Source organism: Pseudomonas mediterranea CFBP 5447 (assembly GCF_000774145.1).
Lineage (GTDB): Bacteria > Pseudomonadota > Gammaproteobacteria > Pseudomonadales > Pseudomonadaceae > Aquipseudomonas > Aquipseudomonas mediterranea.
Genome location: NZ_KN322985.1, coordinates 177,584 through 197,834, shown reverse-complemented (window position 1 = coordinate 197,834; position 20,251 = coordinate 177,584). Strand labels below are relative to the sequence as shown.

The following is a 20,251-nucleotide window of genomic DNA, read 5'->3' as shown; positions in this document are numbered from 1 at the left end:
GCCTGCTCGCGATGAGGTCCTTGAAACCTATGAATCTTCTTGCATTCGAGCGCAAATTCTTCCGTCGCAGCGCTTCTAAGCCCCTCTCGTCCCATTCCAGCCTGTCACCGGTCAACTAACTATGCTCCATGCGCATCTGGGGGATAGGTGCGTGGCGGCTCTTGTGATAACATCCGGCGGTTTCCAGGGCCGCTTCACGAAGCGGTCTTTACTGCGCAGATCCATGGCATAACTCGTTGATTTGTCGTAAGTCGCTGCACGGCACTTGTCCTGTGGCGGCGAGCTTCGTTCGTCCCGTCTGGATGTGACGAGGTTTCACCAGAAAAAGGAATCAGGCTTCTCATGGGCGAACTGGCCAAAGAAATCCTCCCGGTCAATATCGAAGACGAGCTGAAACAGTCCTATCTCGACTACGCAATGAGCGTAATCGTCGGGCGGGCGCTGCCGGATGCGCGCGATGGCTTGAAGCCCGTGCATCGGCGCGTGTTGTTCGCGATGAGCGAGCTGGGCAACGACTTCAACAAGCCGTACAAGAAATCCGCCCGTGTCGTCGGTGACGTGATCGGTAAGTATCACCCTCACGGCGACACTGCCGTGTACGACACCATCGTCCGGATGGCGCAGCCATTTTCCCTGCGCTACCTGCTGGTAGACGGCCAGGGCAACTTCGGCTCCGTGGACGGCGACAACGCCGCGGCCATGCGATACACCGAAGTGCGCATGACCAAGCTCGCCCACGAGCTGCTGGCCGACCTGCACAAGGAAACCGTGGACTGGGTGCCGAACTACGACGGCACCGAAATGATCCCGGCGGTCATGCCGACCCGAATCCCGAACCTGTTGGTCAACGGTTCCAGCGGTATCGCCGTGGGCATGGCAACCAACATCCCGCCGCACAACCTCGGTGAAGTCATCGACGGTTGCCTGGCCCTCATCGACAACCCCGAGCTGAGTGTCGATGAGCTGATGCAATACATCCCGGGTCCGGATTTCCCGACCGCTGCGATCATCAACGGTCGCGCCGGCATCATCGAGGCCTATCGCACCGGTCGCGGCCGCATCTACATGCGCGCCCGCTCGACGGTCGAGGACATCGACAAGGTCGGTGGCCGCCAGCAGATCGTCATCACCGAACTCCCATACCAGCTGAACAAGGCCCGTCTGATCGAGAAGATCGCCGAGCTGGTCAAGGAGAAGAAGCTCGAAGGCATCACCGAGCTGCGGGACGAGTCCGACAAGGACGGCATGCGCGTCGTGATCGAGCTGCGCCGTGGCGAAGTGCCTGAGGTGATCCTCAACAACCTCTATGCCCAGACCCAGCTGCAAAGCGTGTTCGGTATCAACATTGTCGCGCTGATCGACGGCCGTCCGCGGATCCTGAACCTCAAGGACCTGCTGGAAGCCTTCGTGCGTCACCGTCGCGAAGTGGTCACCCGCCGCACCGTGTTCGAACTGCGCAAGGCCCGTGAGCGTGGTCACATCCTGGAAGGCCAGGCCGTTGCCCTGTCGAACATCGACCCGGTCATCGCCCTGATCAAGGCCTCGCCGACGCCGTCGGAAGCCAAGGAAGCGCTGGTCAGCACGCCTTGGGAATCCAGTGCGGTGATGACCATGGTCGAGCGTGCCGGCGCCGATTCCTGCCGTCCGGAGAACCTCGACCCGCAATACGGTCTGCGCGACGGCAAGTACTTCCTGTCCCCGGAACAGGCGCAAGCCATCCTGGAACTGCGCCTGCACCGCCTGACCGGCCTGGAGCACGAGAAGCTGCTGGCCGAGTACCAGGAGATCCTCAACCAGATCGGCGAGCTGATCCGCATCCTCAACAGCGCCACGCGCCTGATGGAAGTGATCCGCGAAGAGCTGGAAGTGATCCGCGCCGAATACGGCGACGTGCGCCGCACCGAGATCCTCGATGCGCGCCTGGACCTGACCCTGGGTGACATGATCCCGGAAGAAGATCGCGTGGTGACCATTTCCCACGGCGGCTACGCCAAGACCCAGCCACTGGCCGCTTACCAGGCCCAGCGTCGCGGTGGCAAAGGCAAGTCGGCCACCGGCGTCAAGGACGAGGACTACATCGCCCACCTGCTGGTTGCCAACAGCCACACCACGCTGCTGCTGTTCTCCAGCAAGGGCAAGGTGTACTGGCTCAAGACCTACGAGATTCCGGAAGCGTCCCGCGCTGCCCGCGGTCGTCCGCTGGTCAACCTGCTGCCGCTGGACGACGGTGAGTACATCACCACCATGTTGCCGGTCGAGGAATACACCGAAGGCCACTACATCTTCATGGCGACCGCCAACGGCACCGTCAAGAAGACCCCGCTGGAATCCTTCAGTCGCCAGCGCAGCGTGGGCCTGATCGCCCTGGAGCTGGACGAGGGCGACGTGCTGATTTCCGCCGCCATCACCGACGGCGAGCGTGAGGTCATGCTGTTCTCCGACGGTGGCAAGGTCACCCGCTTCAAGGAATCCGACGTTCGCGCCATGGGCCGTACCGCCCGCGGTGTGCGCGGCATGCGCCTGCCGGAAGGCCAGAAGCTGATTTCCATGCTGATCCCCGAAGAAGGCAGCCAGATTCTCACCGCTTCGGCGCGTGGTTATGGCAAGCGTACCGCCATCAGCGAATTCCCCGAGTACAAGCGTGGCGGCCAGGGCGTGATCGCCATGGTCAGCAACGAGCGTAACGGTCGTCTGGTCGGCGCGGTCCAGGTGCTCGATGGCGAGGAGATCATGCTGATCTCCGACCAGGGCACCCTGGTGCGTACGCGGGTCGACGAAGTGTCGAGCCTGGGTCGTAACACCCAGGGCGTGACGCTGATCAAGCTGGCCAGCGATGAAACGCTGGTGGGACTTGAGCGGGTCCAGGAACCATCGGAAGTCGAAGGCGAGGAGCTGGAGGGCGAGGAGGACGTGGCGTTCGACGGTACCCTGGGTGCCGATGTCGACGACATGGCCGGCGACGATCAATCGCTCGACGCTGCCGCAGACGAAGAAGAACCGCAGGAATAAGCGGACACGCAGGGGGGCGGATGAAGATTCGCCCCCTTGTTGTTTGTCCCTTTTGAAAATTTGCGACACTGCGCATGACGCGCAACTGTGGGAGCGAGCCTGCTCGCGATGACGGACTGACATTCGACATCGATGCTGACTGCTACATCGCTATCGCGAGCAGGCTCGCTCCCACAATTGGGTCATGTGTTGAACAAGATTAAGTGACCACCAGATCAGAGCGAGATTGGATGTGAGCAAGAGAGCCTATAACTTCTGTGCCGGCCCGGCGGCGCTTCCTGAAGCGGTCCTGAAGCGTGCCCAGGGTGAACTTCTCGACTGGCATGGCAAGGGCCTGTCCGTCATGGAAATGAGCCATCGCAGCGATGAGTTCGTGTCCATTGCCACCAAGGCCGAGCAGGACCTGCGTGATCTGCTGAACATCCCGTCCAACTACAAGGTGTTGTTCCTGCAGGGCGGCGCCAGCCAGCAATTTGCCCAGATCCCGTTGAACCTGCTGCCGGAAAACGGCAAGGCCGACTACATCGACACCGGTATCTGGTCGCAGAAAGCCATTGAAGAGGCCTCGCGTTACGGCCACGTCAACGTTGCCGCCACCGCCAAGCCCTACGACTATTTCGCCATTCCCGGTCAGAACGAGTGGAACCTGTCCAAGGATGCGGCCTACGTTCATTACGCACCGAACGAAACCATCGGCGGCCTGGAATTCAACTGGATCCCGGAAACCGGTGATGTGCCGTTGGTGGCCGACATGTCTTCGGACATTCTTTCGCGTCCGGTGGATGTCTCCCGTTTCGGCATGATCTACGCCGGCGCCCAGAAGAACATCGGCCCGAGCGGTATCCTGGTCAGCATCATTCGCGAAGACCTGTTGGGGCGTGCCCGTTCCCTGTGCCCGACCATGCTCAACTACAAGGTCGCGGCCGACAACGGCTCGATGTACAACACGCCGCCGACCCTGGCCTGGTACCTGTCGGGCCTGGTGTTCGAGTGGTTGAAAGAGCAGGGCGGTGTCGAAGCCATCGGCAAGCTCAATGAAGTGAAGCAGCGTGTGCTCTATGACTTCATCGATGCCAGCGGCCTCTACAGCAACCCGATCAACAAGACCGATCGCTCCTGGATGAACGTACCGTTCCGTCTGGCCGACGACCGTCTCGACAAACCGTTCCTGGCAGGTGCCGACGAGCGCGGGCTGCTGAACCTCAAGGGTCACCGCTCGGTCGGTGGCATGCGCGCCTCCATCTACAACGCCGTGGACATCAATGCGGTCAACGCACTGGTCGCCTACATGGCAGAGTTCGAGAAGGAACACGGCTGATGTCAGAGCAAGAACTCAAGGCGCTGCGCCTGCGCATCGATGCCCTGGACGAAAAAGTCCTGGAGTTGATCAGCGAGCGCGCACGCTGCGCCCAGGAAGTTGCCCGGGTGAAAATGGCCTCCCTGGCCGAAGGTGAAGTGCCGGTGTTCTATCGTCCCGAACGTGAGGCCCAGGTGCTCAAGCGGGTCATGGAACGCAACAAGGGCCCGCTGAGCAACGAAGAAATGGCGCGGCTGTTCCGCGAAGTCATGTCGTCGTGCCTGGCCCTCGAGCAACCGCTGAAAGTCGCCTACCTGGGGCCTGAAGGTACCTTCACCCAGGCCGCGGCCATGAAGCATTTCGGCCACGCGGTGATCAGCAAGCCGATGGCGGCCATCGACGAAGTCTTCCGCGAAGTGGCGGCCGGCGCGGTGAATTTTGGCGTGGTGCCGGTGGAGAACTCCACCGAAGGTGCGGTCAACCACACGCTCGACAGCTTCCTCGAGCATGACATGGTGATCTGCGGCGAAGTCGAGCTGCGCATCCACCATCATCTGCTGGTGGGCGAGAACACCAAGACCGACAGCATCAGCCGGATCTATTCCCACGCCCAGTCCCTGGCCCAGTGCCGCAAGTGGCTGGACGCCCATTACCCGAACGTCGAGCGCGTGGCGGTATCGAGCAACGCCGAGGCGGCCAAGCGAGTCAAGGGCGAGTGGAACTCGGCGGCGATTGCCGGCGACATGGCGGCCGGCCTCTATGGGCTGACCCGCCTGGCCGAGAAAATCGAGGATCGTCCGGACAACTCCACGCGATTCCTGATGATCGGCAACCAGGAAGTGCCACCGACCGGCGACGACAAGACCTCGATCATCGTTTCCATGAGCAACAAGCCCGGTGCGCTCCATGAGCTGCTGGTGCCGTTCCACGATAACGGTATCGACTTGACCCGGATCGAGACCCGTCCGTCGCGCAGCGGTAAATGGACCTACGTGTTCTTCATCGATTTCGTCGGCCACCACCGCGATCCGCTGGTGAAAGGTGTGCTGGAGAAAATCAGTCAGGAAGCAGTGGCACTCAAGGTGCTGGGTTCCTACCCCAAGGCAGTTCTTTAAGGGCGGATAGCAAATGAGTGGCAACTTCCTCGCCCTGGCACAGCCAGGCGTGCAACAACTTTCGCCTTACGTTCCGGGCAAGCCCGTGGATGAACTGGCTCGCGAGCTGGACCTGGATCCGGCCAGCATCGTCAAACTGGCGAGCAACGAGAACCCGTTGGGTGCCGGTCCCAAGGCGCTGGCGGCGATCCGCGACGAGCTGGCCGAGTTGACCCGTTACCCCGATGGCAATGGGTTCGCCCTGAAAAGCCTGCTGGCCGAGCGCTGTGGCGTCGAGCTGAACCAGGTGACCCTGGGCAACGGTTCCAACGACATCCTTGAGCTGGTGGCGCGTGCCTATCTGGCGCCGGGCCTCAATGCGGTATTCAGTGAGCACGCGTTCGCGGTCTACCCGATCGCCACCCAGGCGGTCGGTGCCGACGCCCATGTGGTTCCGGCCAAGGAATGGGGGCACGATCTGCCGGCCATGCTGGCGGCCATCGACGCCAATACCCGGGTGGTATTCATCGCCAACCCGAACAACCCGACGGGCACCTGGTTCGACGCCCAGGCCCTGGACGACTTCCTGCAGGACGTCCCGGAGCACGTGTTGGTGGTGCTGGACGAGGCCTACATCGAATACGCCGAAGGCAGCGACCTGCCCGATGGTCTGGACTTCCTCGCGGCGTACCCGAACCTGCTGGTTTCGCGCACGTTCTCCAAGGCCTACGGCCTGGCATCGCTGCGGGTCGGCTACGGCTTGTCCACTGCCGTGGTGGCCGATGTGCTGAACCGCGTGCGCCAGCCGTTCAACGTCAACAGCTTTGCCCTGGCCGCCGCCTGCGCTGCGCTCCAGGATGAAGAGTACCTGGCGCAGAGCCGTCGCCTGAACGAGGCCGGCATGCTGCAGCTGGAGGCTGGCTTCCGTGAGCTGGGCCTGGGCTGGATTCCGTCGAAAGGCAACTTCATCTGTGTCGACCTGGGTCGCGTCGCGGCGCCGGTGTTCCAGGGCCTGTTGCGTGAAGGCGTGATCGTGCGTCCGGTGGCCAATTACGGCATGCCGAACCATCTGCGCGTCACCGTTGGGCTGCAAGCGGAAAACAGCCGGTTTCTCGAAGCATTGAGCAAGGTCCTGGCTCGTGGTTGATGTCACTTCACTGCAACCTGCTGCACCTATGATCGGTCGCCTGGTGGTGGTCGGTCTGGGACTGATCGGTGGTTCGTTCGCCAAGGGTTTGCGCGAAAGCGGTCTGTGCCGCGAGGTGGTCGGCGTCGACCTGGATCCGCAATCGCGCAAGCTGGCGGTGGAGCTGGGCGTGGTGGACCGCTGCGAAGACGACCTGGCGGCTGCTTGTCAGGGGGCTGACGTGATTCAGCTGGCAGTGCCGATCCTGGCCATGGAAAAACTCCTGGCGCGGCTGGCGACCATGGACCTGGGCCAGGCGATCCTGACCGATGTCGGCAGTGCCAAGGGCAACGTCGTGCGCGCGGCCACCGAAGCCTTTGGCGGGATGCCGACGCGCTTTGTGCCGGGGCATCCGATTGCCGGTTCCGAGCAGAGCGGTGTGGAAGCTTCCAACGCCGAGCTGTTCCGTCGTCACAAGGTCATATTGACGCCGCTGGAGCAGACCGATCCGGCTGCACTGGCTGTGGTGGACCGTTTGTGGCGCGAGTTGGGTGCCGATGTGGAGCACATGCAGGTCGGTCGCCACGACGAAGTCCTGGCCGCCACCAGTCATTTGCCGCACCTGTTGGCGTTCGGTCTGGTGGATTCATTGGCCAAACGCAATGAAAATCTTGAGATCTTCCGTTACGCTGCCGGCGGTTTCCGCGATTTCACGAGAATCGCCGGTAGCGACCCGGTCATGTGGCACGACATCTTCCTCGCCAATCGCGAAGCTGTCCTGCGTACACTCGATACATTTCGCAGCGACCTCGACGCCTTGCGCGACGCGGTCGATGCAGGGGACGGGCACCAATTGCTGGGCGTTTTCACACGCGCCAGGGTGGCCCGCGAGCATTTCAGTAAAATCCTGGCCCGTCGGGCCTATGTGGACGCTATGAATTCCAACGATCTGATTTTCCTGGCACAACCTGGTGGCTCCCTGAGCGGGCGTATTCGTGTACCGGGCGATAAATCGATTTCCCACCGCTCGATCATGCTCGGCTCCCTGGCCGAAGGCGTGACCGAAGTGGAAGGCTTCCTCGAAGGCGAAGATGCCCTGGCGACGCTGCAAGCGTTTCGCGATATGGGGGTGGTCATCGAAGGGCCGCACCATGGTCGTGTGACGATCCATGGTGTCGGCTTGCATGGCCTCAAGCCCGCGCCCGGCCCGATCTACTTGGGTAACTCCGGTACTTCGATGCGCCTGTTGTCCGGCCTGCTGGCCGCGCAGGACTTCGACAGCACCCTGACCGGCGACGCGTCGCTGTCCAAGCGGCCGATGAACCGCGTGGCCAACCCGCTGCGGGAAATGGGCGCAGTCATCGAGACGGCCGCCGAAGGTCGTCCGCCGATGGTCATCCGTGGTGGCAACAAGCTCAAGGGCCTGACCTACACCATGCCGATGGCCAGCGCTCAGGTGAAATCCTGCCTGCTGCTGGCCGGTCTCTATGCCGAAGGCAAGACCACCGTCACCGAGCCGGCGCCGACCCGCGACCACACCGAGCGCATGCTGCGTGGCTTCGGTTATCCGGTTTCGGTCAGCGGGGCCACGGCTTCTGTTGAGTCGGGCAGCAAGTTGACCGCGACCCACATCGAAGTGCCGGGCGATATTTCGTCGTCGGCGTTCTTCCTGGTAGCCGCGTCCATCGCCGAGGGCTCCGAGTTGGTGCTCGAGCACGTCGGCATCAACCCGACCCGTACGGGCGTGATCGATATCCTGCGCCTGATGGGCGCCGACATCACCCTGGAGAACCAGCGTGAAGTGGGCGGCGAGCCGGTGGCGGACCTTCGCGTCAGAGCGGCTAAACTCAAGGGTATCGAGATTCCCGAGGCGCTGGTTCCGCTGGCGATCGATGAGTTTCCGGTACTGTTCGTGGCTGCCGCCTGTGCAGAAGGGCGGACGGTGCTGACCGGCGCTGAAGAGCTGCGGGTCAAGGAGTCGGACCGTATCCAGGTGATGGCGGATGGCTTGTTGGCGCTGGGCGTCAAATGCGAGCCGACGCCGGACGGTATCATCATCGACGGCGGCCAGATCGGCGGCGGCGAAGTCCATGGTCACGGCGACCATCGCATCGCCATGGCCTTCAGTGTTGCGTCCCTGCGGGCGAGCGCGCCGATTCGCATCCATGACTGCGCCAACGTCGCGACATCGTTCCCGAACTTCCTGGCGCTGTGCGAGCAGGTCGGCATTCGAGTGGCAAAAGAGGCACAGTCGTGAACATCAAGGCACCGGTCATCACCATCGATGGCCCGAGCGGCTCGGGCAAGGGCACCGTCGCCGGGATCCTCGCCAGGCAACTGGGCTGGAACCTGCTCGATTCGGGGGCCCTGTACCGCCTGCTCGCATTCGCGGCCAGCAACCATGGCGTCGACCTGACCAACGAGGAGTTGCTCAAGGCCCTGGCGGCGCACCTGGATGTGCAATTCATTGCGGCGACCGACGGTCAACTGCAGCGCATCATCCTGGAAGGCGACGAAGTCAGCGACGTCATCCGGACTGAAACCGTTGGCGCCGGGGCCTCTCAGGTCGCTTCGCTGCCGGCGGTGCGCGAAGCGTTGCTGCAGCGTCAGCGCGCATTCCTGGAACAGCCGGGGCTGGTGGCCGACGGTCGCGACATGGGCACGGTCGTCTTTCCGGACGCGCCGTTGAAGATTTTCCTCACCGCCAGCGCGGAGGAGCGGGCCCGTCGCCGATATTTGCAGTTGAAGGGCAAAGGCGAGGATGTTAGTCTGTCGAGTCTGCTAGATGAGATCCGTGCACGTGATGAACGTGACACCCAGCGCGCAGTAGCCCCGCTCAAGCCGGCGGCTGACGCGATACAGCTGGATTCCACGGAGTTGTCCATCGACCAGGTGTTGCAACGCATCATGAGCGAGATCGCCATTCGCGATATCGCCGGGTGACAGGAAGCTCCGCAGGGGACCAGTCATAGTCCTGCGGTGCTTCTTCTATATGAAACTAACCCACATCGTCTGGGGTGTGGAGGCGGGCGTATTCTTCGCCCTAATCAACAGGAATTAAAATGAGCGAAAGCTTTGCGGAACTCTTTGAAGAAAGCCTGAAAACCCTGAACCTTCAGGCAGGCTCCATCATCACCGGTGTTATCGTTGATATCGATTACCAGGCTCGCTGGGTAACCGTTCACGCTGGTCTGAAGTCTGAAGCACTCATCCCGCTTGAGCAGTTCTACAACGATGCTGGCGAGCTGAACATCAACGTCGGTGACGAAGTTCACGTTGCTCTGGACTCGGTTGAAGACGGCTTTGGTGAAACCAAGCTGTCCCGTGAAAAAGCCAAGCGCGCTGAATGCTGGATCGTTCTGGAAGCGGCTTTCGCAGCTGAGGAAGTGGTCAAGGGCGTTATCAACGGTAAGGTTAAAGGCGGCTTCACTGTCGACGTTAACGGCATCCGTGCGTTCCTGCCAGGTTCCCTGGTTGACGTCCGTCCAGTGCGCGACACCACGCACCTGGAAGGCAAAGAGCTGGAATTCAAGGTCATCAAGCTGGACCAGAAGCGCAACAATGTTGTCGTTTCCCGTCGCAGTGTCCTGGAAGCCGAAAACTCCGCCGAGCGCGAAGCTCTGCTGGAATCGCTGCAGGAAGGCCAGCAGGTCAAGGGTATCGTCAAGAACCTCACCGATTACGGCGCATTCGTCGATCTGGGTGGCGTCGATGGCCTGCTGCACATCACCGACATGGCCTGGAAGCGTATCAAGCATCCTTCGGAAATCGTCAACGTTGGCGACGAGATCGATGTCAAGGTTCTGAAGTACGATCGCGAGCGCAATCGTGTTTCCCTGGGCCTCAAGCAACTGGGTGAAGATCCATGGGTCGCTATCAAAGCCCGTTACCCAGAAGGCACCCGCGTCACTGCTCGTGTTACCAACCTCACCGACTACGGCTGCTTCGCTGAGCTGGAAGAAGGCGTTGAAGGCCTGGTGCACGTTTCCGAAATGGACTGGACCAACAAGAACATCCACCCTTCGAAAGTCGTACAAGTCGGCGACGAAGTGGAAGTCATGGTTCTGGACATCGACGAAGAGCGTCGTCGCATCTCCCTGGGCATCAAGCAGTGCAAGTCCAACCCATGGGAAGACTTCTCTGGCCAGTTCAACAAGGGCGACAAGATCTCCGGCACCATCAAGTCGATCACCGATTTCGGTATCTTCATTGGTCTGGACGGCGGCATCGACGGCCTGGTTCACCTGTCCGACATCTCCTGGAACGAAGTGGGCGAAGAAGCCGTACGTCGCTTCAAGAAGGGCGACGAGCTGGACACCGTTATCCTGTCGGTTGACCCAGAGCGCGAGCGCATCTCCCTGGGTATCAAGCAACTGGAAAGCGATCCGTTCTCCGAGTACGTCCAAGAGAACGACAAAGGCGCAATCGTTAAGGGCATCGTGAAAGAAGTTGACGCCAAAGGCGCCATCATCACCCTGGCCGACGATATCGAAGCGACTCTGAAAGCCTCCGAAATCAGCCGTGACCGCGTTGAAGATGCGCGTAACGTTCTGAAAGAAGGCGAAGAAGTAGAAGCCAAGATCATCAGCGTTGATCGCAAGAGCCGCGTAATCCAGCTCTCGATCAAGTCGAAAGACGTTGAAGACGAGAAAGAAGCCATCCAGAGCCTGCGCGACAAGCCAGTTGCTTCGGATGCTCCAGTAGCCACCACCCTGGGTGACCTGCTGCGTGCTGCACAAGCGGAAAAGCAGAACTAAGTTCTGACTTTCTGTAAAAAAAGGGCGACTTCGGTCGCCCTTTTTTGTGCCCGCGATTCCGTTCTTTTCCACGTTCCGCCTGGGCATGCTTCGTCAGGGAGGGGCGTGATGAAACCAAGTCTTTGATAGAGCGGTCTGTTTTGTTAAGCGGATCAATTATCTCTATAGCGACCAGGGCTTGTTTTGAATGGATGACCTCCTGCTTATGGGACTTGAATGAACAGACTCTTTCTTGTGTTTTTGGTAGTCATACTGGCTGGGTGCTCCACAAGCGCCAAGACCCACGCAGTGCGCGGTGTCAGCGGAATCGAGATCGATTGCTCGGGGTTGGGTTCCGGCTGGGAGAAGTGCCACAAGCGGGCTGCCAGGGAGTGCAAGGGGGCGGGTTATAAAGTGATTACCCGATCCGACGATGCGAAGGATGAGGACTCGTATCCCTTCGGTTTCAATCCGGCAGGTTTACTGACGCGGACAATGTTGGTCATGTGTCGATAACCCGAGAAGGGTCCCGCCATCTGTGTGGGAAGAGCAACAGGGGAATGAGGAAGAATGTCAATACTTGGGCTGTTCAAATCCCTTCGGCCATGCTAAAACCTTTTTAAGCGATTTTCCTAGCTGCTTGAAAAAGAAGGGAAAAATATGACGAAGTCGGAGTTGATCGAACGTATTGTCACCCATCAAGGGCTACTCTCATCCAAGGATGTGGAGCTGGCTATCAAGACCATGCTCGAACAAATGTCCCAATGCCTGGCGACCGGAGATCGTATCGAGATCCGTGGCTTCGGCAGTTTTTCCCTGCATTATCGTGCTCCGCGGGTCGGGCGTAATCCTAAGACCGGTCAGTCCGTGAGCCTTGACGGCAAATTCGTACCTCATTTCAAGCCGGGCAAGGAGCTCAGGGATCGGGTGAATGAGGAGGAAGGTGACGGGTTTTGACGGTGCATTAAAAAAGAGGTGTTCATGGGGAACTTTAAGCGCTTGGTACTTGTCGCAGTAGCACTGCTCGTGGCTGCAGCCATCGTCCTGTTCGTGCTCGAAAACAATCAGCCCGTTGCCCTGCTGTTCCTCGGCTGGTCGGCTCCGCAGCTTCCGGTTTCGGTTTTCGTGCTGTTGGCGCTGCTGATGGGTATGGTATTTGGTCCCTTGCTGACCTGGTTCGTTGGAGTCCGACGACGGCTGAAATGATGGGATGTGGGAGCCTGGTAGTCTTGGAGTAGGGATCGCTGCCAATAATTTTTATGACTACGGGTTTTTTTATTTGTGCTTAACTTAATCCAGTTTGTTTCGGTTTCTATCGGGGCTTTGCCTGTTGTCCTGCCTCTTCATGCGTTGAGTTTTGCAAGCGTGATTTCAGACAATGAAGGCGAGGTCCTACATGCAAAATGACCGTGTTGAAGTGCGTGGCTCTGATGAGATTGATCTGATAGAGCTCGTGCGTGGGCTTTGGGCCCAGAAGTGGTTGATCATAAGCGTGACGCTACTGGTCACTATTGGCGCGGCCGCCTACGCATTTCTTAGTAAGCCAGTTTACGAAGCCAAGCTTTTCATCATGCCGCCTACTCAGAATGGGATTGCCGAGTTGAATTATGGGCGGGGGAAGAGTACTGAGCTGGATACTTATTCCATAAAGCATGTCTACGATGTGTTTGCCCGGAATCTTCAGGCGGAGTCTACTCGCCAAAAGTTTTTCAATGAAATCTATCTTCCTTCGCTTGATGAATCCCAGCGAAAAGGAGCGCTTGATCGTGTATATGAGCGTTTCTCTCGAGAACTGGTCGTCAAGGGGCCAGGTAAGGACACTCCTGATCGATTCTCGGTAACTGTTCAAGGTGGCAACCCTGTCCGGGCGACCGAGTGGGCCAAAGCCTATGTGGAGCGTGCCAGCGAGGCCGCCGAGTCGGAGCTTATCAAGAACGTTACGACCGAGGCTTCGGTAAGGGCGCGCAATATCGAGCAGCGGATCGTTAGCTTGCGTGAAACCGCGCAGCGGCTACGCGAGGATCGAATTCAGCAACTGCGTGAGGCACTGAAGATCGCCGAAGCTATTGGTTTGACAACTCCGACCATAAACTCCTCTGCTGCAGTTGATATCACCGTAGATACAGGTAACAAGATGGATTATCAGCGAGGCAGCAAGGCACTGGCGGCGGAAGTCAATGCGCTTGAGTCGAGGGCTTCTGATGATGCATTTATATCGGACCTTCGAATGTTGCAGATGCGCTACAATTTTTATCGAAAGTTGAATATTGATCCTGAGCGTATTTCGGTTTATCGGCAGGATGGTGTTGTTGAGGTGCCGGAGAGTCCGATTAAGCCAAGAAAAAGCTTGATTTTGTTGCTGGGCATCATTGTGGGTGGCCTGTTGGGCGGTTTCGTAGCCTTGATCCGAATTGTTGTTATTCGAAATGAGCAGCAACAGCAAACCGTTATGCCGAGATGATGAGTAACGATTAGGTATATCCTTAACGACAGTTCATCGTTGAGTATAAGTTCTTGAGCCCGTCTTTATAAAGGTGTCTTTGTAAGGGTGGGCTTTTTGTTGACAGGAAAAATAAATCTATCGATAAAGGAAGGTTGGTATTCCAAGTAGATTTCTGGGCTGTCAGTAAGATTGGTGTAGATATTTATTTAAGTATCAAGGCTGGAGCTAAGAAAGGAATTGAGGTGCAGCGGTCTAGCGATGATATCATAGTGGTGGCAAAAAAGCTTGGTTGACCTTGAAAAATCCAGGGAAAGAGGTGAGGCGCTCGCAAAGGTGCAATCCGGAAAGCCATTTTATTACGTAAAGGGCATAATGGCGGTCTGTGATGGCTAGTGCTGATCATGCTAGTGGTGTGGGTGACAGACCGTTGCTGCGTTGGGATGAGCGTTGAGCCCAAGTAACTGTAGCTGCTGGGCGCGGCTTACCATTTGCGAGATCTGGTAGCAACAGGAAGGGATGAGGTGACAGCGCTCAGCGCCAGTTCCATGGGTTGGGATAGGCTTTGAAGTCGTTACGGTAACGGCTAGCCTGGATCAGGCCTTTGACAATTAGTGATTTTGACAAGTTAAATGGAGAGTTGGATGTCGAGCATAAAGCAGGCGAGCGTCGCCAAATTCAAAGAAAAAAAGGCCGTTATCGGTATCGTCGGTCTTGGATACGTCGGCCTGCCTTTGATGCTACGTTACAATGCTATTGGGTTTAAAGTGATTGGGCTCGACATCGACAGTTCAAAAGTTAATCTATTGAACTCAGGTAAGAGCTACATTGAACACATTCCAAGCGAAAAAATTGAGATCGCTCGCCAAAATGGGTTTGAGGCGACGACTGATTTCACTCATGTGTCTGAGTGTGATGCTCTGATTCTCTGTGTACCTACACCGTTAAACAAGTATCGCGAACCGGACATGAGTTTCGTGATAAATACCACTGATGCAATCAAGCCATACCTAAGGGCGGGGCAGGTCGTCTCTCTTGAAAGCACTACTTATCCAGGCACAACAGAAGAAGAGCTGTTGCCGCGTGTACAGGAGAAAGGATTGCGTGTAGGAGAGGAGATTTTTCTGGTTTACTCCCCGGAGCGCGAAGATCCGGGCAATCCAAACTTTGAGACCCGTACAATCCCGAAGGTCATTGGTGGCCATACGCCCCAATGTCTTGAGGTGGGTGTTGCTCTTTATGAACATGCAATCGACCAAGTCGTGCAGGTGAGTTCGACCAAAGCCGCCGAGATGACCAAGCTTCTGGAAAATATTCACCGTGCAGTCAATATTGGCCTGGTGAATGAGATGAAGGTGGTCGCGGACCGCATGGGTATCGATATTTTCGAAGTGGTCGATGCTGCCGCAACCAAGCCGTTTGGCTTTACAGCCTATTATCCAGGCCCAGGTCTCGGCGGCCATTGCATCCCAATTGATCCGTTTTACCTGACTTGGAAGGCTCGTGAGTATGGTTTGCACACCCGTTTTATCGAGCTTTCGGGTGAGGTTAATCAGGCGATGCCGGAATACGTTCTAAGCAAATTGATGGATGGTTTGAATGAGCGTGCCAAACCTCTAAAAGGCAGTAAAATTTTAGTGCTTGGTATCGCTTATAAGAAGAATGTGGATGATATGCGTGAATCCCCATCCGTTGAAATTATGGAACTGATCGAGGCCAAGGGAGGTATTGTCGGCTATAGTGATCCGCATGTCTTAAGATTTCCGAAGATGCGCGAGCACCATTTTGATCTTTCCAGTGAGCCCCTGACCGTTGAAGTTCTAAGGGCTTATGATGCTGTTATCTTGGCTACAGATCACGATAAATTCGATTACGAACTTATTAGTCAGCACGCTCAGTTAATAATTGATAGTCGTGGTAAATACCGCGCCCCTCAATCGAATATTATCAAAGCCTGATGACAGGAGAGTTTTAGATGAAGCGTTTTGCTCTGATCGGCGCTGCTGGTTATATTGCGCCACGTCATATGCGTGCTATCAAGGATACTGGTAATGCCTTGGTTTCAGCCTATGATATCAATGACTCGGTAGGCATCATCGACAGTATTTCGCCGCAAAGCGAATTCTTCACCGAGTTCGAGTTCTTTCTTGATCACGCCCACTGCCTCAAGCGCGATCCGGCGACCGCCTTGGACTATGTTTCGATCTGCTCGCCCAACTACCTGCATCACCCGCACATTGCCGCAGGCCTGCGCTTGGGCTGTGATGTGATCTGTGAAAAGCCTCTGGTACCGACCCCGCAGCAACTGGACCAATTGCTCCTGATCGAGCAGGAAACCGGCAAGCGCCTGTTCAACATCCTGCAGCTGCGCCATCACCAGGCAATCATTGCCTTGAAGGACAAGGTTGCCCGCGAGAACAACCCGCACAAGTACGAAGTCGACCTGACCTACATTACCTCTCGCGGCAAGTGGTACCTGCAAAGTTGGAAAGGGGACCCGCGCAAGTCGTTCGGCGTAGCCACCAACATCGGCGTGCACTTCTACGACATGCTGCATTTCATCTTCGGCAAGCTACAGCATAACGTTGTGCACTTCACTTCTGAACACAAGGCGGCTGGCTACCTGGAGTACGAGAAAGCACGCGTACGTTGGTTCCTGTCGGTCGACGCCAATGACCTGCCGGAATCGGTGAAAGGCAAGAAGCCGACTTACCGTTCGATTACCGTCAACGGCGAGGAAATGGAGTTCTCCGAAGGCTTCACTGACCTGCACACCACCAGCTACGAGGAAATCCTGGCTGGTCGTGGCTATGGCATTGAGGATGCTCGTCATTGCGTGGAGACGGTCGATACTATTCGCAGTGCGACCGTCGTCGTGGCAGCGGACAACGAAGCGCATCCGTTCGTTCAAGCCCTTTCTCGCTGACAGAGCGAGGTAGCACGGGTGGCTTTGCGCCACCCGTTTTCATATTCCCGAGCAGGATCTTGAGCCAGCGTGTCGAACGATAATTTCAACAAGCCAAACGAAGCGGGTGCGATGCGCCACGCGCGCAGCATTCGTTTCGATATTCAGGGCTTGCGTGCAATCGCAGTTCTGGCGGTCATGCTTTATCACGCCAATAGTGGCTGGCTGAAAGCCGGCTATGTTGGCGTCGACATTTTTTTTGTCATCTCTGGTTTCATCATAACGGTATTGTTGACCGAGCGAAGCGATAAGATCGATCTCGTTTCATTCTATGTCAGCCGTATCAAACGCATTCTGCCGGCGTATTTCGTCATGCTGGTGGTGGTGTGCGCAATATCCGCGATTTTGTTTCTGCCTAATGACTTCGCATTCTTTCTCGCTAGCCTGAAGTCCTCGGCGCGGTTTACCAGTAACCAGTATTTCGCTGACTTCGGTAGTTATTTCGCGCCGCGGGCCGATGAGTTGCCGCTTCTGCACACCTGGTCCTTGGCCATCGAGATGCAGTTTTACCTGTTCTTCCCTGTGATGGTCATTTGCTTGCCAAAGCAGTGGCGTCTCATGGCATTTGTTTTGCTAGCCGCCATCCTGTTTGCCTGGAGCGGCTACCGTGTGCTGGGTGAATCGCAAGATGGGTTGTACTTTGCCCTGTCGGCACGGACTCCCGAATTCATGGTGGGTGCTATCATTGCCTTGCTGATGCGCCAGCGCGAGCTATCCATATTCCTTGCAAGCGTATTTGGTGGGCTGGGGGCAACCCTGCTGGCTTGGGCGGTGTTGACTATCGATAAGCAACACTTCCCAGGCTTTTGGTCTATCTTGCCTTGCGTCGGGGCAGGGCTACTCATCGCCGCTCGGCGTGGTCCGGTCAGCGCGTTGCTGGCCACTCGGCCGATGGTCTGGCTCGGCGGCATTTCCTATTCGTTATATCTGTGGCACTGGCCGGTGCTGGCATTCATTCGCTATTACACAGGGCAGTACGAGCTGACGGTCGCTTGGGTGCCGGTTTTCGTGGTCAGCTCTGTACTGTTGGCATGGCTTTCCTATCGCTTGGTCGAAACACCCGCCAGAAATGCTTCCGGTATGATGCGCCAGGTGCCAAAGTGGGCCTTAGGCGGTGCTGTGGTCGTGTTGGTGGTGTGGGGAGGACAGCGTGTGAACGCCTCGCTGGTCGCTCCGCTGCCTGTGGAGCTCACCCGTTATGCTGCTCCAGAACTGATTTGCCATGGCACCCAGGTGGGCGCGTGCAAGCGAGGCAAGGCAGATGCCGAAGTGTCCGTCCTGGTAATTGGCGATAGTCATGCTGCTCAGTTGAACTATTTCTTCGACCGGGTGGGGGAAGAGCAGGGTGTTGCCTACCGCGTGATCACTGCCAGCAGTTGCGTGCCTATCCCCGGCTTCGACTTTGAACGCCTGCCAGCCTGGGCGCAAAAACCTTGTCGCGCGCAGATCGAGGCCGTCGCCCGTGAGCTGCCGAAGGTGGAACGGGTAATCGTCGCAGGCATGTGGCAGTACCAGATGCAGAGCCAAACATTCGCCAAGGCGTTTGCTGAGTTTCTCGTCAATACTGCGGGAGCCCATAAACGCATAGTGGTGCTTGCCCAGGTGCCAATGTTTGAAACAGACGTACAGCGGGTAAGGCGCTTTACCGAGATTGGCCTGCCGGCGCCATTGACATTCAATCGCGAGTGGCAAGTTGCCAACCAGCAAGTTCAAGCCATTGTCGACCGCACGCCTGGCGTGCGTTTCCTGGACTTTTCCAACAGCAGCTTCTTTGCCGCTGCGCCTTATCAACAAGGCCTGCTCATCTACCGTGACAGCCACCACCTCAACGAGGTAGGTGCAAGTCGTTATGGGCACTATGCTGCCGAGCAATTGCAGCGTGCTTTCGATCAACCTCAGTCCAACGTGAGTCTGAAGCAATGAACTACTATCAGCACCCAAGCGCGATTGTCGATGAGGGCGCACAGATCGGTGAAAATTCCCGTGTCTGGCACTTTGTCCATGTTTGCGGGGGGGCCCGGATCGGTGCCGGCGTTTCGCTCGGCCAGAATGTGTTTGTGGGCAACAAGGTTGTGATCGGCGACCGCTGCAAGGTCCAGAACAATGTATCAGTCTACGATAATGTCACGCTGGAAGAGGGCGTGTTCTGTGGCCCCAGCATGGTCTTCACCAATGTCTATAACCCTCGTTCGCTGATCGAGCGCAAGGACCAGTACCTCGATACGCTGGTAAAGAAGGGCGCGACGCTTGGCGCCAATTGCACCATCGTTTGCGGCGTTACCATTGGTGAATATGCCTTCGTCGGTGCTGGCGCGGTCATCAACAAGGATGTACCGGCCTATGCATTGATGGTGGGCGTACCCGCACGGCAGATTGGCTGGATGAGCGAATTTGGCGAGCAACTGCAGTTGAACGAGCAGGGCGAGGCCTTCTGCTCGCATACGGGGGCGCGTTATGTGCTGAACGGAAAATTTTTGAACAAGATGGATGCCTGAGCATGATTGAATTCATTGACCTGAAGAGCCAGCAAGCACGTATCAAGGACAAGATAGATGCCGGCATCCAGCGTGTCTTGAGCCACGGCCAGTACATTCTTGGCCCGGAAGTACAGGAACTGGAGGAGCGCCTCGCCGCCTTCGCCGGCACCAAGTTCTGCATCAGTTGCGCCAACGGCACCGACGCTCTGCAGATCGTACAGATGGCCCTGGGCATTGGTCCAGGCGACGAGGTGATCACTCCGGGCTTCACCTACATTGCTACTGCCGAAACAGTCGCTCTGCTGGGGGCCAAGCCTGTATATGTGGACATCGACCCACGTACCTACAACCTTGATCCGCAGTTGCTCGAAGCGGCGATTACGCCGCGTACGAAGGCGATTATTCCAGTATCGCTATACGGGCAATGCGCTGACTTTGATGCGATCAACGCTATTGCTGCCAAATACGGCATTCCTGTGATCGAGGACGCGGCGCAGAGCTTTGGCGCTTCGTACAAAGGCAAGCGCTCGTGCAACCTTACAACAGTTTCCTGCACCAGCTTCTTTCCTAGCAAACCATTGGGTTGCTATGGCGATGGTGGCGCGATCTTTACCAATGATGAAGCGTTGGCCACCGTTATTCGCCAGATTGCCCGGCATGGCCAGGATCGCCGTTATCACCACATCCGGGTTGGGGTGAATAGTCGGCTGGATACCCTGCAAGCAGCTATTCTACTGCCCAAGCTTGAAATCTTCGAAGAGGAGATTGCGCTGCGTCAGCAAGTGGCTAAATGGTATGACGTTGCGTTGAGCACGACAGGATTAAACAGCATTCCATACATCGCTGAGCAGAATGTGAGTGCTTACGCTCAATACACGGTTCGCGTGCAAGATCGCGACATTGTTCAGGAAAAATTGAAAGCAGCAGGTATTCCAAGTGTAGTTCACTATCCAATCCCGCTCAACAAACAACCCGCAGTAGCTGATTCTTCGGTATCCCTGCCGGTTGGTGATGAAGTCGCGACGCAAGTGATGAGCCTGCCTATGCATCCTTACTTGGATGAGACGTCTGTAATGAAAATTGCCGCGGCTATCGCGGGATAATATT

At 57.3% G+C, this 20,251-nt stretch carries 16 protein-coding genes; all 16 read left to right on the top strand.

Annotated elements, in window-relative coordinates:
* The first annotated feature begins 342 nt into the window (after positions 1-342).
* Positions 343-3,009, top strand: coding sequence for a DNA gyrase subunit A (gyrA, locus tag N005_RS13160; protein ID WP_047701591.1), 2,667 nt, complete (start codon positions 343-345; stop codon positions 3,007-3,009).
* A gap of 232 nt (positions 3,010-3,241) precedes the next feature.
* The gene (gene serC / locus N005_RS13155) at positions 3,242-4,327 is read left to right on the top strand and encodes a 3-phosphoserine/phosphohydroxythreonine transaminase (RefSeq protein WP_047702218.1); all 1,086 of its coding nucleotides are present in this window, start codon (positions 3,242-3,244) and stop codon (positions 4,325-4,327) included.
* Entirely contained in the window at positions 4,327-5,421 is a 1,095-nt protein-coding gene (pheA, locus tag N005_RS13150; protein ID WP_024778725.1) for a prephenate dehydratase, read from the top strand. Before serC ends, pheA begins: the two co-directional genes overlap by 1 nt.
* Positions 5,422-5,434: 13 nt before the next feature.
* A complete protein-coding gene (gene hisC, locus N005_RS13145) occupies positions 5,435-6,547 on the top strand; it encodes a histidinol-phosphate transaminase (RefSeq protein WP_047701590.1) in 1,113 nt (370 codons plus the stop codon).
* A gap of 28 nt (positions 6,548-6,575) precedes the next feature.
* A complete protein-coding gene (locus N005_RS13140; protein WP_047701589.1) occupies positions 6,576-8,783 on the top strand; it encodes a bifunctional prephenate dehydrogenase/3-phosphoshikimate 1-carboxyvinyltransferase in 2,208 nt (735 codons plus the stop codon).
* Positions 8,780-9,469, top strand: coding sequence for a (d)CMP kinase (gene cmk / locus N005_RS13135; protein WP_047701588.1), 690 nt, complete (start codon positions 8,780-8,782; stop codon positions 9,467-9,469). Before N005_RS13140 ends, cmk begins: the two co-directional genes overlap by 4 nt.
* A gap of 119 nt (positions 9,470-9,588) precedes the next feature.
* The gene (gene rpsA / locus N005_RS13130; RefSeq protein WP_041024567.1) at positions 9,589-11,283 is read left to right on the top strand and encodes a 30S ribosomal protein S1; all 1,695 of its coding nucleotides are present in this window, start codon (positions 9,589-9,591) and stop codon (positions 11,281-11,283) included.
* A 216-nt stretch (positions 11,284-11,499) separates the two neighbouring features.
* Positions 11,500-11,778 carry a hypothetical protein gene (locus N005_RS13125; RefSeq protein WP_047701587.1) on the top strand — a complete coding sequence of 93 codons (279 nt, stop codon included), beginning with the start codon at positions 11,500-11,502 and terminating at the stop codon, positions 11,776-11,778.
* A gap of 144 nt (positions 11,779-11,922) precedes the next feature.
* A complete protein-coding gene (ihfB, locus tag N005_RS13120; protein ID WP_047701586.1) occupies positions 11,923-12,219 on the top strand; it encodes an integration host factor subunit beta in 297 nt (98 codons plus the stop codon).
* Between the two features lie 24 nt (positions 12,220-12,243).
* Complete coding sequence (locus N005_RS13115) at positions 12,244-12,468, top strand: lipopolysaccharide assembly protein LapA domain-containing protein (RefSeq protein WP_047701585.1); 225 nt, start codon at positions 12,244-12,246, stop codon at positions 12,466-12,468.
* Between the two features lie 190 nt (positions 12,469-12,658).
* On the top strand, positions 12,659-13,723 hold the full coding sequence (locus N005_RS13110) for an LPS O-antigen chain length determinant protein WzzB (RefSeq protein ID WP_047701584.1): 1,065 nt from the start codon (positions 12,659-12,661) through the stop codon (positions 13,721-13,723).
* 623 nt (positions 13,724-14,346) lie between these two features.
* Positions 14,347-15,660, top strand: coding sequence for a UDP-N-acetyl-D-glucosamine 6-dehydrogenase (gene wbpA / locus N005_RS13105; RefSeq protein ID WP_047701583.1), 1,314 nt, complete (start codon positions 14,347-14,349; stop codon positions 15,658-15,660).
* A gap of 17 nt (positions 15,661-15,677) precedes the next feature.
* Positions 15,678-16,628 carry a UDP-N-acetyl-2-amino-2-deoxy-D-glucuronate oxidase gene (wbpB, locus tag N005_RS13100; protein ID WP_047701582.1) on the top strand — a complete coding sequence of 317 codons (951 nt, stop codon included), beginning with the start codon at positions 15,678-15,680 and terminating at the stop codon, positions 16,626-16,628.
* A gap of 111 nt (positions 16,629-16,739) precedes the next feature.
* Complete coding sequence (locus N005_RS13095) at positions 16,740-18,590, top strand: acyltransferase family protein (RefSeq protein WP_047702217.1); 1,851 nt, start codon at positions 16,740-16,742, stop codon at positions 18,588-18,590.
* Positions 18,587-19,162, top strand: coding sequence for a UDP-2-acetamido-3-amino-2,3-dideoxy-D-glucuronate N-acetyltransferase (gene wbpD, locus N005_RS13090; protein WP_047701581.1), 576 nt, complete (start codon positions 18,587-18,589; stop codon positions 19,160-19,162). Before N005_RS13095 ends, wbpD begins: the two co-directional genes overlap by 4 nt.
* A gap of 2 nt (positions 19,163-19,164) precedes the next feature.
* A complete protein-coding gene (locus N005_RS13085; protein WP_047701580.1) occupies positions 19,165-20,247 on the top strand; it encodes a DegT/DnrJ/EryC1/StrS family aminotransferase in 1,083 nt (360 codons plus the stop codon).
* Positions 20,248-20,251 lie beyond the last annotated feature (4 nt).